The sequence below is a fragment of the Kiloniella litopenaei genome (genome assembly GCF_000982415.1).
GTDB classification, from domain to species: Bacteria; Pseudomonadota; Alphaproteobacteria; order Kiloniellales; family Kiloniellaceae; genus Kiloniella; species Kiloniella litopenaei.
On the sequence record NZ_LANI01000005.1, the window covers coordinates 96,543 to 114,120 of the forward strand.

The 17,578-nt window shown below is 46.1% G+C and carries 23 protein-coding genes; 13 read left to right on the forward strand and 10 right to left on the reverse strand.

The window, feature by feature from the left end; translation table 11 throughout:
- Positions 1–3 precede the first annotated feature (3 nt).
- The gene (locus WH95_RS08600) at positions 4–561 is read left to right on the forward strand and encodes a hypothetical protein (RefSeq protein WP_052741884.1); all 558 of its coding nucleotides are present in this window, start codon (positions 4–6) and stop codon (positions 559–561) included.
- A gap of 21 nt (positions 562–582) precedes the next feature.
- Here WH95_RS08600 and WH95_RS08605 read toward each other — a convergent pair whose 3' ends face one another.
- Positions 583–1,125, reverse strand: coding sequence for an FxsA family protein (locus tag WH95_RS08605; RefSeq protein WP_046505679.1), 543 nt, complete (start codon positions 1,123–1,125; stop codon positions 583–585).
- A gap of 126 nt (positions 1,126–1,251) precedes the next feature.
- On the opposite strand from WH95_RS08605, the gene WH95_RS08610 reads away from it, so the two are divergent.
- The 4 genes from WH95_RS08610 (at position 1,252) to WH95_RS08625 (ending at position 4,523) form a co-directional block, all read left to right on the forward strand.
- On the forward strand, positions 1,252–1,986 hold the full coding sequence (locus WH95_RS08610; protein WP_204247747.1) for a Tim44/TimA family putative adaptor protein: 735 nt from the start codon (positions 1,252–1,254) through the stop codon (positions 1,984–1,986).
- Positions 1,987–2,052: 66 nt separating this feature from the next.
- On the forward strand, positions 2,053–3,339 hold the full coding sequence (mltA, locus tag WH95_RS08615; protein WP_245622949.1) for a murein transglycosylase A: 1,287 nt from the start codon (positions 2,053–2,055) through the stop codon (positions 3,337–3,339).
- Positions 3,340–3,490: 151 nt separating this feature from the next.
- Positions 3,491–4,093, forward strand: coding sequence for a Smr/MutS family protein (locus tag WH95_RS08620; RefSeq protein ID WP_052741885.1), 603 nt, complete (start codon positions 3,491–3,493; stop codon positions 4,091–4,093).
- A gap of 46 nt (positions 4,094–4,139) precedes the next feature.
- Positions 4,140–4,523: a helix-turn-helix domain-containing protein gene (locus tag WH95_RS08625; RefSeq protein WP_046505684.1), complete on the forward strand. Its 384-nt coding sequence runs from the start codon at positions 4,140–4,142 to the stop codon at positions 4,521–4,523.
- A gap of 119 nt (positions 4,524–4,642) precedes the next feature.
- On the opposite strand, the gene msrA is transcribed toward WH95_RS08625, so the two are convergent.
- The 5 genes from msrA to hslV all read right to left on the reverse strand — a co-directional run bounded on the left by msrA (position 4,643) and on the right by hslV (position 7,923).
- The gene (gene msrA / locus WH95_RS21165; protein WP_046505687.1) at positions 4,643–5,149 is read right to left on the reverse strand and encodes a peptide-methionine (S)-S-oxide reductase MsrA; all 507 of its coding nucleotides are present in this window, start codon (positions 5,147–5,149) and stop codon (positions 4,643–4,645) included.
- Positions 5,150–5,596 carry a peptide-methionine (R)-S-oxide reductase MsrB gene (gene msrB / locus WH95_RS21170; RefSeq protein WP_046505690.1) on the reverse strand — a complete coding sequence of 149 codons (447 nt, stop codon included), beginning with the start codon at positions 5,594–5,596 and terminating at the stop codon, positions 5,150–5,152. It lies immediately after the preceding gene.
- Positions 5,597–5,813: 217 nt separating this feature from the next.
- Entirely contained in the window at positions 5,814–5,993 is a 180-nt protein-coding gene (locus WH95_RS20945) for a DUF1737 domain-containing protein (RefSeq protein ID WP_245622950.1), read from the reverse strand.
- 20 nt (positions 5,994–6,013) lie between these two features.
- Complete coding sequence (gene hslU, locus WH95_RS08640; RefSeq protein WP_046505693.1) at positions 6,014–7,348, reverse strand: ATP-dependent protease ATPase subunit HslU; 1,335 nt, start codon at positions 7,346–7,348, stop codon at positions 6,014–6,016.
- The gene (gene hslV, locus WH95_RS08645) at positions 7,348–7,923 is read right to left on the reverse strand and encodes an ATP-dependent protease subunit HslV (RefSeq protein WP_046505696.1); all 576 of its coding nucleotides are present in this window, start codon (positions 7,921–7,923) and stop codon (positions 7,348–7,350) included. The genes hslU and hslV overlap by 1 nt, the downstream gene beginning before the upstream one ends.
- A 402-nt stretch (positions 7,924–8,325) precedes the next feature.
- On the opposite strand from hslV, the gene hisB reads away from it, so the two are divergent.
- From hisB to WH95_RS08680, 7 genes are all read left to right on the forward strand, one after another.
- On the forward strand, positions 8,326–8,913 hold the full coding sequence (gene hisB / locus WH95_RS08650) for an imidazoleglycerol-phosphate dehydratase HisB (RefSeq protein ID WP_046505697.1): 588 nt from the start codon (positions 8,326–8,328) through the stop codon (positions 8,911–8,913).
- A gap of 53 nt (positions 8,914–8,966) precedes the next feature.
- On the forward strand, positions 8,967–9,608 hold the full coding sequence (hisH, locus tag WH95_RS08655; protein WP_046505699.1) for an imidazole glycerol phosphate synthase subunit HisH: 642 nt from the start codon (positions 8,967–8,969) through the stop codon (positions 9,606–9,608).
- Entirely contained in the window at positions 9,605–10,159 is a 555-nt protein-coding gene (locus tag WH95_RS08660) for a GNAT family N-acetyltransferase (protein WP_046505702.1), read from the forward strand. The genes hisH and WH95_RS08660 overlap by 4 nt, the downstream gene beginning before the upstream one ends.
- 12 nt (positions 10,160–10,171) lie before the next feature.
- Positions 10,172–10,912 carry a 1-(5-phosphoribosyl)-5-[(5-phosphoribosylamino)methylideneamino]imidazole-4-carboxamide isomerase gene (gene hisA / locus WH95_RS08665; protein ID WP_046505704.1) on the forward strand — a complete coding sequence of 247 codons (741 nt, stop codon included), beginning with the start codon at positions 10,172–10,174 and terminating at the stop codon, positions 10,910–10,912.
- Between the two features lie 105 nt (positions 10,913–11,017).
- Positions 11,018–11,779, forward strand: a complete 762-nt coding sequence (gene hisF / locus WH95_RS08670) for an imidazole glycerol phosphate synthase subunit HisF (protein WP_046505706.1) — start codon at positions 11,018–11,020, stop codon at positions 11,777–11,779.
- A gap of 36 nt (positions 11,780–11,815) precedes the next feature.
- On the forward strand, positions 11,816–12,154 hold the full coding sequence (locus WH95_RS08675; RefSeq protein WP_046505709.1) for a phosphoribosyl-ATP diphosphatase: 339 nt from the start codon (positions 11,816–11,818) through the stop codon (positions 12,152–12,154).
- Between the two features lie 94 nt (positions 12,155–12,248).
- Entirely contained in the window at positions 12,249–12,605 is a 357-nt protein-coding gene (locus tag WH95_RS08680) for a histidine triad nucleotide-binding protein (protein ID WP_046505711.1), read from the forward strand.
- Positions 12,606–12,702: 97 nt separating this feature from the next.
- Here WH95_RS08680 and WH95_RS20530 read toward each other — a convergent pair whose 3' ends face one another.
- Positions 12,703–14,244 (reverse strand): PAS domain-containing sensor histidine kinase, encoded by a 1,542-nt coding sequence (locus WH95_RS20530; RefSeq protein WP_052741886.1) that lies wholly within the window; start codon positions 14,242–14,244, stop codon positions 12,703–12,705.
- 261 nt (positions 14,245–14,505) lie between these two features.
- Between WH95_RS20530 and WH95_RS08690 the strand changes: the two genes are divergently transcribed.
- Positions 14,506–14,844 carry a ParB N-terminal domain-containing protein gene (locus tag WH95_RS08690; protein ID WP_204247748.1) on the forward strand — a complete coding sequence of 113 codons (339 nt, stop codon included), beginning with the start codon at positions 14,506–14,508 and terminating at the stop codon, positions 14,842–14,844.
- Between the two features lie 56 nt (positions 14,845–14,900).
- Here the strand turns inward: WH95_RS08690 and WH95_RS08695 are convergent, their stop codons facing one another.
- From WH95_RS08695 to WH95_RS08705, 3 genes are all read right to left on the reverse strand, one after another.
- Positions 14,901–16,424: a YifB family Mg chelatase-like AAA ATPase gene (locus WH95_RS08695; RefSeq protein ID WP_046505713.1), complete on the reverse strand. Its 1,524-nt coding sequence runs from the start codon at positions 16,422–16,424 to the stop codon at positions 14,901–14,903.
- 101 nt (positions 16,425–16,525) lie between these two features.
- Positions 16,526–17,050 carry a DUF523 domain-containing protein gene (locus WH95_RS08700; protein WP_407060149.1) on the reverse strand — a complete coding sequence of 175 codons (525 nt, stop codon included), beginning with the start codon at positions 17,048–17,050 and terminating at the stop codon, positions 16,526–16,528.
- Positions 17,051–17,075: 25 nt separating this feature from the next.
- Positions 17,076–17,513, reverse strand: a complete 438-nt coding sequence (locus WH95_RS08705) for a GNAT family N-acetyltransferase (RefSeq protein ID WP_052741887.1) — start codon at positions 17,511–17,513, stop codon at positions 17,076–17,078.
- Positions 17,514–17,578: the final 65 nt, after the last annotated feature.

Sequence of the window (17,578 nt, forward strand, 5' to 3'; positions counted from 1 at the left end):
TAGATGATGTTTCCCATGTTTACGCATGGGGCATATGCCTTGATGAAGTCAGGATTTAATCTCAAAATGATAAAATTTATTAGTGCAGGCCTTTTGGTAATTGGCGTGAGCTTTTTGGTGGGTTGCGATACTACTGAGACAACAATGGGACATGGACAAATTCAAACAGCCAATGGAAAAGGTTCTCAATCTGTCCAGTTAAAAATTACTCAGGATATTTTTGATAATTCAGGAGCCCAAGCGATGGTGACTTTGGGTAATGGTGAGGTTTTCAATGGAAAAATAATTATCGAAAGAGAACACATGGAATCTACCACAGACTCTTTTGATTATTTTTCCTGGGACAGTGACGATGATAAAAAGAAAAAAGAAAAGCACTATCCAGAAACAACGAATACAAATTCAACCTCTTATTCTTCCCAGGCTAGAGGTGTTCTGTTTAGTACTTCTCGCTCTATGCAATGCCTAATGACACTAAGTGATCCACGCAGTGGTTTTTCAAGTGGTGGAGTTGGACGATGCACGATTTCTACAGGCGAAGTTGTTCCTGTTCAGTTTTAATTTCTGAAGCATTAAATTTCATTATTTCAGGCGATCTTTATCGCTTTCGGTGACGTCCTGATAGTCTCCGTCAATGACGGTGTCATCATTTTTATTCCAGGCACCTGCCTTACCGAAGGGAGATTGTGCGCGGAAATCACCAGACTGCTGGTGATTGGAAAATCCTTGAGAATGAAAGCCCTGATTTTGGTATCTGGAGTTTTGTAGGCCATGGGAAATGCGTTGACCCAGAGTATTGCGCAGCAGTTCTCTGACCGGGGGGATTAGCAGGGCAAAGCCAATGCTGTCTGTAACAAAGCCGGGGGTGAGCAAAAGAGCACCGGCAGCAAGAAGACACAGACCATCAAACAATTCTTTGGCAGGAACAGCGCCCTGATTAAGCTGTTTTTGAGCATTCGCAAGAGTTGCTATGCCTTGGTGACGAAGCATCCCGGTGCCAATTACAGCTGTCAAAATGATTAAGCCAATCGTGCTCCAGAGACCGATTTGATCGCCAACTTGAATCAATACTGCGATTTCCAACAATGGAATACCGATAAAAAGAATAAGGAAAACAATTCCCATACTTGCTCTTTCTTAAGCACTTGCCTATTTAATCAATATTAAGTGATTATGAATATAGTGATTAATGTCGTTTCTCACTAGTAGCTGATCGATATTTATTGAATCAAATCATACATGGGTAAGAACTTGCCTTTTTTCGATATCATTCTTCTTGCTGCAGTTGCAGTTTTCCTCGTCCTCAGGCTTCGCAGTACGCTTGGTAAGCGCACAGGCTTTGATGAAAAGCCTGACCATGACCCTTTTCAGGATCGTGCTGAAAATGACAATGTTGTCAATTTACCAAGCCGTGAAGATAGACATGGCGGTGATTCACAGTTTTTGGATTCTAACGATTCGCCCGCTAAAGAAATCCGAACGGGTTCCCTGCATGGCGGGAAAGTTGCTGTAGATGTTTTGCCATCAGATTCTGCATTGGCCGAGGGGCTCTCTGCAATTCAGATGTCGGATCGATCTTTTGACCCGGCTGAATTTGTTCAGGGTGCGGGGGCTGCGTTCGAAATGATTATTGAATCTTTTGCGTCTGGCGATAAAAAAACCCTTCGTAATCTTCTGGATGATGACGTTTATCACGATTTTAAATCTGCGATTGATGAACGTGAAGCTCTGAAACAAACGCATGAAACCGTTATGGTTGGCATTAATGATGTGGATATTATTGAGGCCGAAATGTCAGGGCGCCATGCTGTTGTCACGGTCAAGTTTGTATCAGAACAGGTTAATGTAACCCGTGATGCAGATGGTAATACGGTCTCAGGTGATTCAAATCATGTGGCCAAGGTGACTGATATCTGGACCTTTACCCGTGATACAAGAAGCAAAGACCCAAATTGGCTACTGGTGGAAACACGCAGTCCGAACTAAGCTTCTACACAGGTTTGACTTAGATGACGGGCTATCAATGTTTATTTGGTAGTCATGGGGGTAGCTTTGCAGATTTCTTCGCGGATTGTTTCGACCAAGGGCCTTAAAGTTTCCATAAGATTACAGTGTCTTTACAGGAAATTATGGCTGATTTCCTTACCCGCAGTGCTGTTTTCATTAGCGAGTTGTGATCAGGCCGCAAAACCCCCTGCCCCCAGCGTGACAGTTGATGAAAACCTGACGCTGACCTCTGTCGGATACGAAGACCTGCCCGGCTGGCATGATGATGAGCTGTTCAAAGCCTATCCGGCGCTGGAAAGAAGCTGTGCCCGTTATCAAAAATGGCCGGATACCAAAAAGGTCGGCCCGGAAGGTATTGCTGGCAGTGCCGGTGATTGGAAAGCTTTGTGTGAGGATCTGAAGCTTTTCATGTCCAACCCGGATAACCACAGCGATTTCGGTGTCTGGCTCGAAGAAAATCTGACGCCCTATCATGTAAAGAATAATGCAGAACCCGAAGGTCTCTTTACCGGGTACTATGAAGCCGAACTAAACGGCTCTTTTGTCAAAGACGAGACCTATAAATATCCCCTTTATGATGTACCGTCCGACCTTGTTTCTGTTCGCCTCAGTGACTTTGATAAAGAGCTTAAGGGGACGACAATCGTGGGAAAAGTCGAAGGTAATCGACTTGTTCCTTATCACAACCGTACTGAAATAGATGATGGCGTCCTTGAGGGACGCGATCTTGAGGTAATCTGGTCCGATGATCCTGTGGATGTATTTTTTCTTCATGTACAGGGATCTGGCCGGGTGAAAATGCCGGATGGGCAGGTTGTTCGCGTTGGCTATGCCGGAAACAACGGACATAAATTCTATGCCATTGGTCGGGCATTGATCGACGAAAAGATTATTCCCCGGGATCAGATGTCCATGCAGTCCATCAGGACATGGCTTCGGGAAAATCCTGAAAAAGCCAATGAACTTATGCAGCGGAATAACAGGTTTATCTTTTTCCGGAAGATAGAAGGTGATGGCCCAATTGGTGCAATGGGGATTGCCCTCACCCCTGAACGCTCCCTTGCGGTTGATCCCCGTCATATGCCTCTTGGTGTGCCCCTGTGGCTGGATACCACATGGCCCGGGACGCAAAAGCCGTTGCAGAGGCTTATGGTTGCCCAGGACACGGGCAGTGCTATTCGTGGCCCGGTAAGGGGGGATTTCTTTTGGGGACCGGGCGAGCCAGCTTTGGCTCAGGCGGGGAAAATGAAACAAAAGGGACAGTATTACCTGTTGCTGCCAAAGACTGTTTCACCAAAATCTGTTTCGCCAGCGGAACAAGTAAGTGGTTAGGGTGAAGTACCCTCTTTTGATCGAAATAACAGAGAAGATACTTGCAATTTTCAGGTAACTTGATTACCTCCGCATCAGTTGCGCGTAAATGACAGTATGCTTGGCGCAAGAAGAGACTATCTTGGTCTCCCTATTATTCCGGTGATACTGCGTGGCCAAAAAAGATAAAAACATATCTTCGAAACCAAAGGATTCTGATCTCTGGCGTTCTGTCTCTACGACAGTTAAACCACTGGAGAACAGAGATTATTTTGTCTTTGGTCGGGCTCTGCCCCAACCGGAGTTTGATCCGGATCATCTGGAAGCCGACATTCCAAACCTGAAAGAAGATCAGCCTTTCAAATCCTATCGCAGTGCGCCAACGGCCCCGAGACCAAGCAAGAAGAAACAGAATCAGGGTCCCTTGAGCCATGGGCAGGTCGAAAACATGGATCGGCGTCAGGCTGAGCGTTTTATCAAGGGGAAACTGCCTATAGAGGCTGTGCTGGATCTGCACGGGCAGACGCAGGCACAGGCGCAAAGCTCTCTGGAGCGTTTTATCAGGGACTGTCGTGCACGTGATTTGCGTAATGTCATTGTGATCACGGGCAAAGGATCAGGACCGCAGTCACAGGGCGTGTTAAAATCCATGGTACCCCATTGGTTGAATGAAGAGCCAAATCGCAGCGCTATTTTAGCCTTTAGCCATGCCAAACATTATCATGGCGGCAGTGGAGCTCTATATGTTCTCTTGAAAAGACGGCGAGAAAGTTAGAGACTGTTCGCTCGATACATCGCTGTAATTGTTATATAATGTTTACATGACACCCTTTGGACACAAGCTGCGCGAAATTCGGGCAGAGCGCAATATTACCCTCAAGGACATGGCAAAAGGCCTTGGCGTTTCGTCTGCTTACCTGTCGTCTATTGAACACGGGCACCGGGGGCAGCCAAGCCGTCGTTTTGTGCACCGGGTGTGTCAGTATCTCAATATTATCTGGGATGACGCGGAAGCACTGGAAGAACTGGCCATAAGATCTGATCCCAAGGTATCGGTAAACACGGCAGGACTATCGCCAAAAGCTACTTACTTTGCGAACTGCCTCGCCGAAAAAATATCGACGCTGGATGATGAAGAGATAGAAGCCATGATGAAAGTTATGAACCAAGAATTTGATGATAATCTTGGGCCTTCTACTGAATAGAAAATTATTAAATTTAGCCTTACATTTACTGTGAGTGTGTCTTGTGAAATCAGGCATTAAAAAGGCGCTAAAAAGCGCCTTTTGTTGTTATTGATCTGTTAAATCAATAGATTATAGATCTACTCAGCTACTTCACGTTTGGGTAACTTCCAGTTTGGTCGTGGGAAGTGGCAGGTATAGCCGTTGGGCACGCGTTCCAGATAATCCTGATGCTCAACCTCTGCTTCCCAGAAATCACCCGCGGGCTCAACTTCTGTGACGACCTTTCCGGGCCACAGACCGCTGGCATCGACATCGGCAATGGTGTCGATGGCGATCTGTCGCTGGCCTTCATTAACGTAGTATATGGCTGAACGATAGGAAGCGCCGCGATCGTTTCCCTGTCGATTGGGCGTGGAAGGGTCGTGAATCTGGAAGAAGAACTCCAGCAGGTCCCGGTAAGTGATCTGGGCCGGATTGTACAGAATCTCGATACCCTCGGCATGGGTACCGTGATTGCGGTAGGTTGCATTTTCAACATCCCCGCCCGTATAGCCGACCCTGGTTTTCTCTACGCCGGGAAGCTTTCTTATCAAGTCTTGCATGCCCCAAAAACACCCGCCGGCCAATATGGCTTTTTCAGTCATCTATACGTCCTCTACCTGATCTAGATATTCACCATAACCTTCTGCTTCCATTTCGCTTTTGGCAATGAATTTCAGCGAAGCAGAATTGATACAGTACCTCAGACCACCTTTGTCGGTTGGCCCATCAGTGAATACGTGACCCAAATGACTGTCACCGTGTTTGGACCTTACTTCCACGCGCTCCATTCCATGAGTACTGTCCCTAAGTTCAGCGATATGTGCAGGCACAATTGGTTTGGTAAAGCTTGGCCATCCACAGTGGCTTTCATATTTATCTGACGAGGCAAAGAGAGGCTCCCCGGAAACGATATCAACATAGATACCAGCCTCTTTGTTTTCCAGATATTCCCCGGTATAGGGTCGTTCCGTCCCATTTTCCTGCGTCACCCGATATTGTTCGGGTGTCAGCTGTGCGATTGCCTCTTGATCTTTTTTATAGGTCTTCATGACAACAAGGTCCTTTTATCACCATTTCTTATAGGCATATGGGGCGTGTGGGCCGTAAATGCCAAGTGATCTGACTATAAACTTTATGTGAAGAAGATTTTGCAGGTTTCTGTTTAGGGAAAAGCTTTTAGTTGTTTTGGTTAGAAAAGAAAAATGCAGGTGAGATATCCCACCTGCATTTTGTCATTAACCTAGAGAATTTATTGGCAGAAAGAATTTAGTCTTTTTCTCTGCCTTCTGGCCAGATAACAGCTTGCCCGCAGATGACATCTTCACCGTTGAATGTCAGGGAAGGAGAGCCATAGAGCTGATACCCGTCTTCCAGCGCCTGAGAGATGCGTTTGCAAAATTTGTCATCATCCTTACCAGTAATAAAGCGATAGCCTTGTTTCATCATCTTTCCTTCATTCCTGGCCGTTAGAGAATAAATTTAGACAGATCAGTATCTTTGGCAAGGCCAGATACCTGTTCTGTTACGTCATCAGCGGTGATTGTGACGCTTTCGCCGCTTCTGTCTGTTGCGGTGAAAGAGATTTCTTCAAGCAGCTTCTCAAGCACAGTATGAAGACGCCGTGCCCCGATATTCTCTACAGAAGTGTTGATTTCTGCAGCAAGGTCCGCAAGTGCATCAATAGCTGAATCTTCAAAGGAAAGTGTCAGGTCTTCGGTACCCATCAAGGCAATATATTGCTTGATGAGGCTGTTTTCCGGCTCCATGAGGATACGTTTCATATCATCACGGCTCAGGGCATTCAGCTCTACGCGAATAGGCAAGCGCCCCTGAAGTTCCGGCAGCATGTCAGATGGCTTGGACAGGTGGAATGCACCGGATGCGATGAAGAGAATGTGATCGGTTTTAACGGCACCGTGTTTTGTACTGACGGTCGTTCCTTCGATTAGCGGCAACAGATCACGTTGAACCCCTTCGCGACTGACATCGCCACCTGAACGTTCTGAGCGGATGGTGATTTTGTCGATCTCGTCCAGGAAGACGATCCCGTTCTGTTCAACATTGCGAATAGCGTCCTGAACAAGACTTTCTTCATCCAGTAGCTTGTCGCTTTCTTCTGTCATCAACAGGTCGTATGACTCTTCCACTTTCAGGCGGCGTTTTTTGGTTTTCTGACCAAAGCCTTTACCAAAGATATCCCCCAGATTCAGCATACCCATGCTAGCGCCCGGCATGCCCGGAATGTCCATCGTTGGCATTTGCATACCGCTGTGATCTGTGACCTCAACTTCGATTTCTTTGTCGTTCAGTTGACCTTCACGAAGCATTTTTCGGAATTTTTGTCGGGTTTCTTCGCTGGATCCTTCGCCAACCAAGGCATCAAGAACGCGGTTTTCAGCGTTCTGTTCTGCTTGGGCGGTAACAGATTTACGCTGGCTTTCGCGGGTTAAAAGAATAGAGGCATCAACCAGATCACGAATAATCTGTTCAACATCACGACCGACATAACCAACTTCGGTGAACTTTGTTGCTTCTACTTTCAGAAAAGGCGCATTTGCCAGTTTTGCCAGACGGCGTGCTATTTCAGTTTTACCAACACCTGTTGGGCCGATCATAAGAATGTTTTTTGGTAAAACTTCTTCACGCATATCATCGCTAAGCTGTTGGCGTCTCCAACGGTTGCGCAGGGCAATGGCAACAGCGCGCTTGGCTTCATTTTGTCCAACGATGTAGCGGTCCAGCTCTGATACGATTTCACGCGGGCTAAAAGTGCTGGCGTGTTGAATGTTATTTTCGGTCATTATTTGGCGTCCATACTTTCGACGATCAAATTGGAATTAGTGAAAACGCAGATATCTGCGGCAATGCCAAGGGACTTTCTGGCGATCTCTTCGGCTTCCATGCCATCGATATCAATAAGTGCTTTTGCAGCTGACAAGGCAAATGATCCGCCGGATCCAATACCCATCAAGCCGTCTTCAGGTTCCAGAACATCGCCGTTACCTGTCAAAATCAAAGATGTTGTGGCATCGGCTACAACCATCATTGCTTCAAGTCGGCGAAGATACCGATCAGTTCGCCAGTCCTTTGCCATTTCGACACAGGCGCGTGTCAGCTGGCTGGGGTAGCTTTCCAGCTTGGCTTCCAGGCGTTCAAAAAGAGTAAAAGCATCGGCAGTCGCCCCGGCAAAACCAGCGATAACATCGCCTTTGCCCAATCGACGTACTTTGCGTGCATTTGCTTTGATAACGGTGTTGCCCAGGCTCACTTGGCCATCGCCGGCTATAACAACCTTGTTACCTTTGCGGACAGACAGGATCGTCGTGCCGCGCCATTTAATTGGATCGTGTTCAGACATTGTTTTGAAATGGTCCATTCACTGCTTCACGTCAAGGGATGATCGTACGAGAAAATCAGGTTTATGCTAAGAAAAGCGGAAATTGTATCCTTTTTCGGTAATCCGTTTTCGTCGTCGTTTTGTTATGGTCTTGATTATTATTTTCTGGTCATAGGTAATACAAGCTATGGCGAGGGATGACAACCACGTCGCAGCGGCATTAATTTGATCCATTAAAGAAGGTTTTTGGTCAAAAAGAGACCTTTGATGGTTTAATCTGCCTGTTGGGTTAAATCTCTCTGGCATCAGGGGGGCTGACCTGTTACAAAAGCCGCGGCTTTACTAAGGAAAAAGCTGTTTAGTCGTCTATACAATTTTGGACAAATTACGGATAGGCTTTTGAGTCTATGCATCCGATCAGTCATTGGGAAGGATACCCCCGTGCGGCAAGCAAGTATCGAGCGTAACACCAACGAAACGCAAATTACGGCAACCATCAATCTGGACGGTTCCGGTAAATATGATGTGGAAACAGGTGTTGGATTTCTCGATCATATGATCGAGCAACTTTCTCGACATTCCCTGATGGATATAACGCTGCGTGCCAAGGGTGACCTTCATATTGATTTCCACCACACTGCAGAAGATGTTGGCATCGCATTGGGCCAGGCCTTTAAACAGGCTTTGGGTGACCGCAAGGGTATTCGCCGTTACGGGTCTTGCCTTTTGCCCATGGACGAAGCCCTGAGCCGGGTTGCACTGGATTTGTCCAATCGCCCTTATCTGGTCTGGAACGTGAGCTTTGATCGCGACAAGATCGGGGATATGGATACGGAACTCTTTCGGGAATGGTTTCAGGCCTTCGCTTTTAATGCGGGCATGACTTTGCACGTGGATCAGCTTCACGGCTTTAACAATCACCATATTATCGAAGCCTGCTTCAAAGCTCTGGCACGGTCCATTCGTGAGGCAATCGAGATTGATCCGCGTAAAGCAGATGAAGTTCCCTCGACCAAAGGTGTGCTCTGATCAATCTGAGCTGATAGCAAACTTTTCAACGTAAACGTGATGAGGCATTGAAAATGACGCTCGCGATCATTGACTATGGATCTGGAAACTTACGCTCGGCTGCCAAGGCTTTTGAGCGTGCTGCTGATGAATCTGGTCTGGGGACGTCTGTTGTTGTGACAAGCGATCCGGAACAGGTACGTAAAGCAGATCGTATTGTATTGCCCGGAGTTGGCGCTTTTGCGGATTGTTGGCGTGGTCTGAATGCTGCTGATGGCATGATTGATGTCCTGCGCGAACAGGTTATTCAAGGCGGCAAGCCCTTTATGGGTGTTTGTGTGGGTATGCAGTTGATGGCATCTGTCGGTCGTGAATACAAAGACTGTGAAGGTCTGGGGTGGATCCCAGGCGAAGTTGTCAAAATGGACCCGGAAGACCAAAGTCTGAAGATCCCGCATATGGGTTGGAATGAGCTGAATGTTCTGCAAGAGAACCCTGTTTTGGACGGGCTGGAAGACGGGACCCATATTTACTTTGTCCATAGCTATCACTATATCCCTGAAAACCGGGATCATATCCTTGCCGAAGTTGAGTATGGTCACAAAGTTGTTGCTGTTATCGGACGCGATAATTTGATTGGTACTCAATTTCACCCTGAAAAATCTCAGGCCGCAGGTTTGAGCCTATTTGCCAATTTCCTGAAGTGGAAACCATGAACGCAACGCCAATTATGCCTGATCGTGAACCCACCGTCGGTGTGAACGAACTTACAGAATTTCGCGGACCGGATCTCTATGATCTCTGTGATGCGACGGAAGCTGCTATTGAAGATGGTGGTGGCTTTGGATGGTTACGGGTTCCTGAACGCGATACGCTGGAAAACCATTGGCGCGGGGCATTGCTTGTGCCCGGTCGGCAAATTTTTGTCGCGCGGCTTGATGGTACGATATGTGGATCAGCACAGTTGCATTGCCAGCCACGGAACAATGAGGCACAGGCACATTCCGGTCAATTGTCCTCGTTCTTTCTGGCGCCCTGGGCCCGTGGTCACGGGCTGGCGGCCCAGATGGTCAAGGCTGTTGAACTCGCCGCGAAAGAGCGCGGTTTGAGTGTTCTTAACCTCGACGTACGAGAAACACAAAAACAGGCTATTCGTGTCTACGAGCAACTTGGTTTCACACGCTGGGGTACGCAACACAGCTATGCCAGGGTAGATGGCCAATGGGTAGCCGGGCACTATTACAGCAAGCTTTTAAATAATTCCTGAGGATAGAGGACCATGATCGTATTTCCGGCAATTGATCTGAAGGATGGAGAAGCCGTTCGCCTGTTGAAGGGGGAAATGGATACAGCAACCGTTTTCAATACGAACCCTGCGGCACAGGCAAAAGAGTTTGAAGACGCTGGATTTGAATTTCTGCACATGGTTGATTTGAACGGCGCTTTTGAAGGGCGCCCGGTGAACCGTGCTGCCGTTGAAAATATTGTTAAAACAGTTTCCATGCCGACCCAACTTGGGGGCGGTATTCGTGATATCCAGACCATTGAACAGTGGCTGGATGCCGGGGTTACACGGGTTATTTTGGGAACTGTAGCTGTTAAAAATCCAGAATTGGTTATGGAAGCCTGTAAAAAATTTCCGGGCAAAATTGTTGTCGGGATTGATGCCCGGGGTGGTATGGTTGCGACCGAAGGCTGGGCAGAAACCAGCGATCTCAAGGCAACCGATCTGGCCCGTAAGTTTGAAGATGCTGGCGTTAGTGCAATTGTCTATACTGATATTGACCGGGATGGTTTGCTTCAGGGATGTAATGTTGATTCAACGGCCAGCCTGGCCAGAGCGATTTCAATTCCAGTGATTGCATCCGGTGGCGTTGCTTCGGTTGAGGATATCAAACAGCTCAAGCTGGTAGAAGATGCCGGGATTGAAGGTGTGATCTGCGGGCGATCCATTTACGATGGGCGTATTGATGCCAAAGAAGCTCTCGCAATTGCGTCTGGTGCGATTGCTGTCAATTAGTATGGTTTAAGAGATAATCAAACTGTCATTTGTAATAGGCAACAGGTCGTTTGATATTATGGATGATATCACGGGGTGGAAACCTTGTAAGTTCCGGAGAATTAAATGCTTAAGGCAAGAATTATTCCCTGTCTTGATGTGAAAGACGGACGCGTCGTAAAGGGTGTGAACTTTGTTGGATTGCGTGATGCTGGCGATCCGGTTGAACAGGCAAGGCTTTATGACAAAGCAGGTGCCGATGAGCTCTGTTTTCTGGATATAACGGCAAGCCACGAAAAGCGGGATATCATGCTGGATGTCGTTTCCCAGACGGCTGAAGAATGTTTTATGCCCCTGACCGTTGGCGGTGGTATTCGAACACTCGAAGACATCAGAAGTCTGTTGCTTGCAGGCGCAGACAAGGTTTCCATTAACACGACGGCTGTGACAAACCCTGAATTTGTTAAAGAAGCCAGTGAAAAATTTGGCTCTCAATGCATTGTTGTCGCGATTGATGCGAAGCAGGTTGCACCGGGAAAGTATGAAATTTTCACCCATGGCGGCCGCAAGGAAACCGGTTTGGATGCCGTTGAATGGGCACAAAAAATGGAGCGCTATGGTGCTGGCGAGCTGCTTCTCACCTCTATGGACCGAGATGGCACGAAACAGGGATATAATTTGCCCCTGACCAGAGCAATCGCCGATGCCGTGCGTATCCCTGTTATTGCATCCGGGGGCGTGGGTGACCTTGACCATCTGGTCGATGGAATCAAAGAAGGCCATGCCACGGCTGTTCTTGCGGCATCTATTTTTCATTTCGGCACCTACAGCATTGCAGAAGCCAAAGAACATATGGCACAGGCAGGTGTTCCCGTTAGAACTGTCTAGGTCAGAACCGTCTAGACGCATTATTGGATCAAGTAAATGGCGAAGAAAAAACTCTCGGCTGATATTCTGGATGAACTTCACCACGTTATTGTTAGCCGTAAAGGGGACAATCCGGAAGAATCCCATACGGCGCGGCTGTTTTCAAAGGGCATAAACAAGATTGCCCAGAAGGTTGGCGAGGAAGCGGTTGAAACGGTCATTGAGGCTGTCGGCGGATCAAAAGAAGAACTTGCGGCTGAATCAGCTGATTTGCTGTATCATCTTTTGGTGCTTTGGGAAGCCCGCGGTCTAAAACCATGTGATGTCTGGGAAGCACTGGAAGGTCGAAAAGGCATTTCCGGCATTGCCGAGAAGGCGTCCCGTATAAAATACTGATCTTATTATTATGTGGCTGGATCTATGGGTAATCTTGACGGATCTTACAGGCTGCTGTTTTATAAGGTAATCATATTTTAAAGGAATAATAACAATGGCCTATGATCAAAATAACATCTTTGCAAAAATTCTCAGAGGCGAAATTCCTTGTGAGAAGGTTTTTGAAAATGAGCATGTTCTGGCTTTCAATGATATCGCTCGCAAAGCCCCGGTTCATATTTTGATCATTCCAAAAGGAGCATATGTTTCTTCTGCTGATTTTTATGAAAAAGCATCAGCTGATGAAATTGTTGCCTTGAATCGTGCTATTGGTGAGATTGCAAAGGAAAAGGGCATAGTTGAATCCGGCTACCGGGTTATTTCAAACCATGCCGCTCATGCGCATCAGGAAGTCCCTCACTATCATGTGCATTTACTTGGCGGTGCTGACTTGGGGGCATGCTTTAACTAACAGATACTTCTGTGGCTGTTACATCATATTTCAACGGAGGCCAAAGTGCCTCCGTTTTTGTATCTGTTCAATTGCTATTAATTTATAAGCCTTAAATTCATACAGTCATGTCGGCGGGGAAATGTAATACAACAGTTGTCCCTTTGCCCTTAACGCTGGTCAGCTTTAAATTACCACCATTAATAACCGTCAAAGATCTTGAAAGTGGAAGTCCCAAGCCTGTTCCTTCGTATTTGCGCTCAATACTGTTATCAACCTGTGTAAAGGGTCGTAATGCTATACGGATTTCTGCTTCATTCATGCCAATGCCTGTGTCTTCAATACGGATGTGAAAACCATCTTTGAGTGAATAGGTAGCAGTAATGGTGACGCGACCTTGATTATCCGTAAATTTAAGAGCGTTAGATAGAAGGTTGAGTAAAATCTGTTTCAAGCTTCTTTCATCGATATGAATACGGGGAATGTCTTTGGGCACATTTGTTTGTAGAGAAATGCCCGTATTAATGGCTTTTCGCTGTGTAATTTGAAGGGTGTGTGCAATGGCGGTTCTTAAGCAAACATCTGTTTTCTTTAGGTTTAGCTCTCCTGATTCGATCATCGAAAGATCCAGGATATCGTTGATAATTCCTAAAAGATGGCTACCGCTATTATGAATATCACTGACATATTCACGATATCGAGGGTGGCCAAGATCGCCGAAGATTTTTTGTTCCATAACTTCTGAGAAACCAATGATGGCGTTAAGGGGTGTACGCAATTCGTGGGTCATGGCTGATAGGAAAGCTGTCTTTGCCATATTTGCGCTTTCTGCATGTTCTTTGGCAATGCGCAAGGCACGCTCTACTTTTTTTATTTCGGTCAATTCAACATCAATGCAATACATTTCATGTTCTTGATGAGAATTTAAAAGCATCACATGACTGGAATAAACGGGTATTTGGTCACCATTTTTGTTTCTGAGACTCATCTCCCCCGAAGGAATTGGAATATTTTTTGCGAGCCAGTCCTGGTGCACGGTAATAACATGATTTCGCATCTCATCTGGAATAATTAGATCTTCCAGCTTTTCCCCTAAAGCTTCGTTTTCTGTGTACCCATAAAGTTTGGTACTGGCATTATTCCAATATATAACTTGCCTGTTATGGTCATAGCCCTGAACAGCGATATTTTCAATTTGGTCAAAAATGGCTCTGAATCTGGCTTCGGGAAGTGAACTGGTTTCAATTGTATCGCCCTGATTACCCATTGGCTCTACATAGCCCTCGAAAGCGATTATTGACCCATGAGTATCCCTCAAGGCGATGCAGTGTTCTTTCACCCATCGGGTTGTCCCGTCTATCCTATATATCTGATAGACAATCTGGCTTAACTGATTTTGTTGTTTGAGTTGATTGTATAGATTTTTGCGTAGATCAGGGTCAGTATAAAGCTGACAATCAGGTGACTGGATATATTGATAAAACTCTTCGACAGTATTCAGACCAAATAGCTGGGCATACGAAGGATTAACAGCAGAAAAATAACCATCACTGTCAGCTCGGTACATGCCGTATGGGCAGTTGTTTACGAGACTTTCGCACGAACCATTTGTACTTACTTTTTCTGGCGTCAGTGACTTGATTTCATTAATTGCTAACATTGCGAGTCCTGTTAATTCGAAATGGGACAACCGCACACGTAGTCGTTAATTATATGCATAAGTTGAGTTTGATTTTAGTAAAATTTTAGTGAAATTTTATTTATATTTAAAATCAAATAGTTATCTGTTTTTGGCACAGTTTGGAAACTCGCTTTTGTTTCTTGTTTTAAACTTAAAGTTGTTTTTTTTATGAAGGATAAGCTGTTCAAGCAGGCGGTTTTATACGGAGTCCCAGAAATTTTGTAAGGCTCTTTCGTCTTTTTGAAAATCTCAAAATCGTCGGGAAAGTTATTTCCAATAAAGAAAATGCTTATTAAACTACTGGGGATCGACAGGCTTGGGAGAAAGAAAGTGCTGAAGGTTCATACCCTAAACATAGACGAGATTTATGTACCAGCTGGCCGCCGTAAAGAGCTTGATCCTGAAAAGTTAAAACTCACTGCTGACAAGATTATGGAAGAGACAGAACAGAACCCTATAAGCGTTCGGCAGGGAAAAGGCCGTTATGTGTTGTTGCGGGGAGTCCATAGGCTTGAAGCACGAAAAGCCTTGGGGGAAACAACAATAAAAGGGCATATATTACAGGCCAAGCAAAGATAGTTTCTGATCGCGGTTCACCAATCAATTTTTATCGATCTGATGTTTTCTAAATGGCCCTATTTTTTCGGCTTTCTATAACGCAAGGCTTCGGCGATGTGCTTTGTCTCAATCATATCCTGATTATCCAGGTCTGCGATGGTTCGTGAAACTTTGAGAACGCGATGATAAGCTCGGGCTGAGAGCTTGAACTTTTCTGATGCGTTTTGCATTAGTTCCTTTTCCTTGTGACCGAGAAAAGCAATTTCGTCCAGAATTTCACCCTCAGCTTCTGCATTGCAGTGGGGCCGATTTTGTTTTGGATAAGCTGCATATCTTTGTGTCTGAATATCGCGCGCGGCCTGTACCCGAAGGGCAACTTCATGGCTGCCCTCTTTCGGGGGCGGTAGTGATAAATCGGATGCTCTGACGGGGGGGACGTCAAGATAGAGATCAATACGGTCATATAGTGGTGCAGAGATACGGGCTTGGTATTGCGTGCTACATCTTGGTCCTCTGGCGCAAACCTGGGTAACCGGATCTACCTCTCCGCAACGACAGGGATTCATTGCAGCAACCATCTGGACACGTGCGGGATAGGTAATATGGGCCTCTGCCCGGGCAATAGAGATTTTGCCAGTTTCCAATGGTTGTCGCAAAGTTTCTAGCACGTTGCGATTAAATTCTGGCAATTCATCAAGAAATAAAACGCCCCTGTGAGCCAGAGATATCTCACCTGGTTTTGCTTTGGGGCCGCCGCCAGCAATGGCCGGTGCAGAGGCAGAATGATGGGGATCTCTATAAGGACGTAAGCTTTCTAACGCGCCATTCTTCAATAAACCTGCCAGTGAATGAATCATGCTGACTTCGAGAATTTCTTCGGGCAGAAGTTCCGGTAAAATTGAAGGTAGTCGTGAGGCTAGCATCGACTTTCCTGATCCAGGTGGACCATTAAAAAGTAAATGATGCCCGCCAGCAGCAGCAATTTCGAGCACACGTTTCGCAGTTTCTTGCCCTTTAACGTCCCTAAGATCTGGAAGATGGTGACGATCATTCGCTGGCTGAGGTAAAGCTGTTTTGGGAGGTGAGAGTATTTGGCGGCCATTAATATGGTTCGCCAGTGTTAAAAGGCTGGACGGAGCAATAATTTCTAGCCCTTTCACCCATGCAGCTTCTGCCCCTTGGCTCTCGGGGCAAATAATGCCCTTATCACTTGCCAGTGCCTGTAAAGCCGCTGGTAAAATGCCATTCACGGCGCGGATGGTACCATCCAGTGCCAGTTCACCTAGAACAATATAGGTTGTTAATTCGCTTGCTGGTACTATTTCCATGGCCGCAAGTATGCCAAGCGCTATGGGCAGGTCGTAATGACTGCCTTCTTTCTGTAAATCAGCGGGGGCCAGATTTACCGTGATTCTTTTGGGTGGTAGCGCTAACCCGATTGCAGTCAGGGCTGCGCGCACTCTTTCACGGCTCTCGGCAACGGCTTTGTCTGGTAATCCGACAATGTTAAAGGCTGGCAATCCACTCGATAACTGGACTTGCACCTCAATGTCACGAACTTCTATCCCTTGAAAAGAGACAGTATTGACTTGAACAGTCATCTTCTTTTACCTGAGCAGAACAAATAGAGAACTTATTGTAGCATTCTTTGGTACACGTAAAAGAAGAAATTTATATTTTGAATGTAAGTTACTTTACTGGCTCATTGGTTCGCCAGTTTTAGGGCAAGGTCAATAGTATGTTCGCTGAAAACGGAAACACCGTTTGCACGCAATAGATCTGTGACGATCCCTGAACCACTGATTTTTGTTCCGGTAAAGGAACCATCATAGATAAAGTCACTACCACAGGAGGGACTGTTCTCTTTGAGGATCGCGATTTTGATGTTGTGGTCTTGACACATGACAAGTGCTTTTTCTGCACCGCGGATAAAAGCATCGGTAAAATCATCGCCTGTCTGGCTTTTTATTCGCTCAGAGATACGTTCGGCCGGAGCTCTGGGTGTTGGCAGGCCGCCGGCTACTTCGGGACAAAGTAAAACAAGACACCCTTGTTCCTGTAAGTGGAGAAGTTTTTCTGTTCCTTGGGATGCGCACTGCCCATCATATCGTACGGGCTTACCCATTAAACAGGCGCTTACAAGTATTTTGCTACTTGTAAGGTCAATGGTGGATGTTTGCATATCTGAGCCTTTAATACTGGTCTTTATATAAGGTTTATTGCTCATAATAGCGGAGTGTAGCCTTTGTTATTTATAGAAACTTAGACATTAAATAACGCGGATGTGACTCGAACCCAAACCGTTTATAGAGAGCTTTTGCCCCGGGATTACTTTGCTCAACTTCTAACACAATGCGTTCTGCGCCCAATTTTTTTGATTCCGCACAGGCAAATTCAAGCGCTTTTGTACCAATGCCTTGATTTCTGTATGTCTTTTTAACAAAAAGCTCATCAATAAAGAAATCACGTCCTCCGGTTTCGAGAGAAAATCCAAGTGATACACAAAGATAGCCAATAACAGTGCGTTCTTGTTCAATGATCCAGAGTTTTGCCAAGGGCTCGCCCGCTAAAATAGAGGCAATTGCCTTTTCTATTCTGGTTTCTCCATAGCTATTTCCGTCTTCGAGGTAATAGCTCTTTGCCATTGCAATAACTGTTTCTTTGTCTGAATTCTGAACTTTTCTGAACATCTATGTGACCTGTACTGGCATAATCTAGTATTGAGATAAATCAGGCTTTTCGTTTGGCTCGGTTC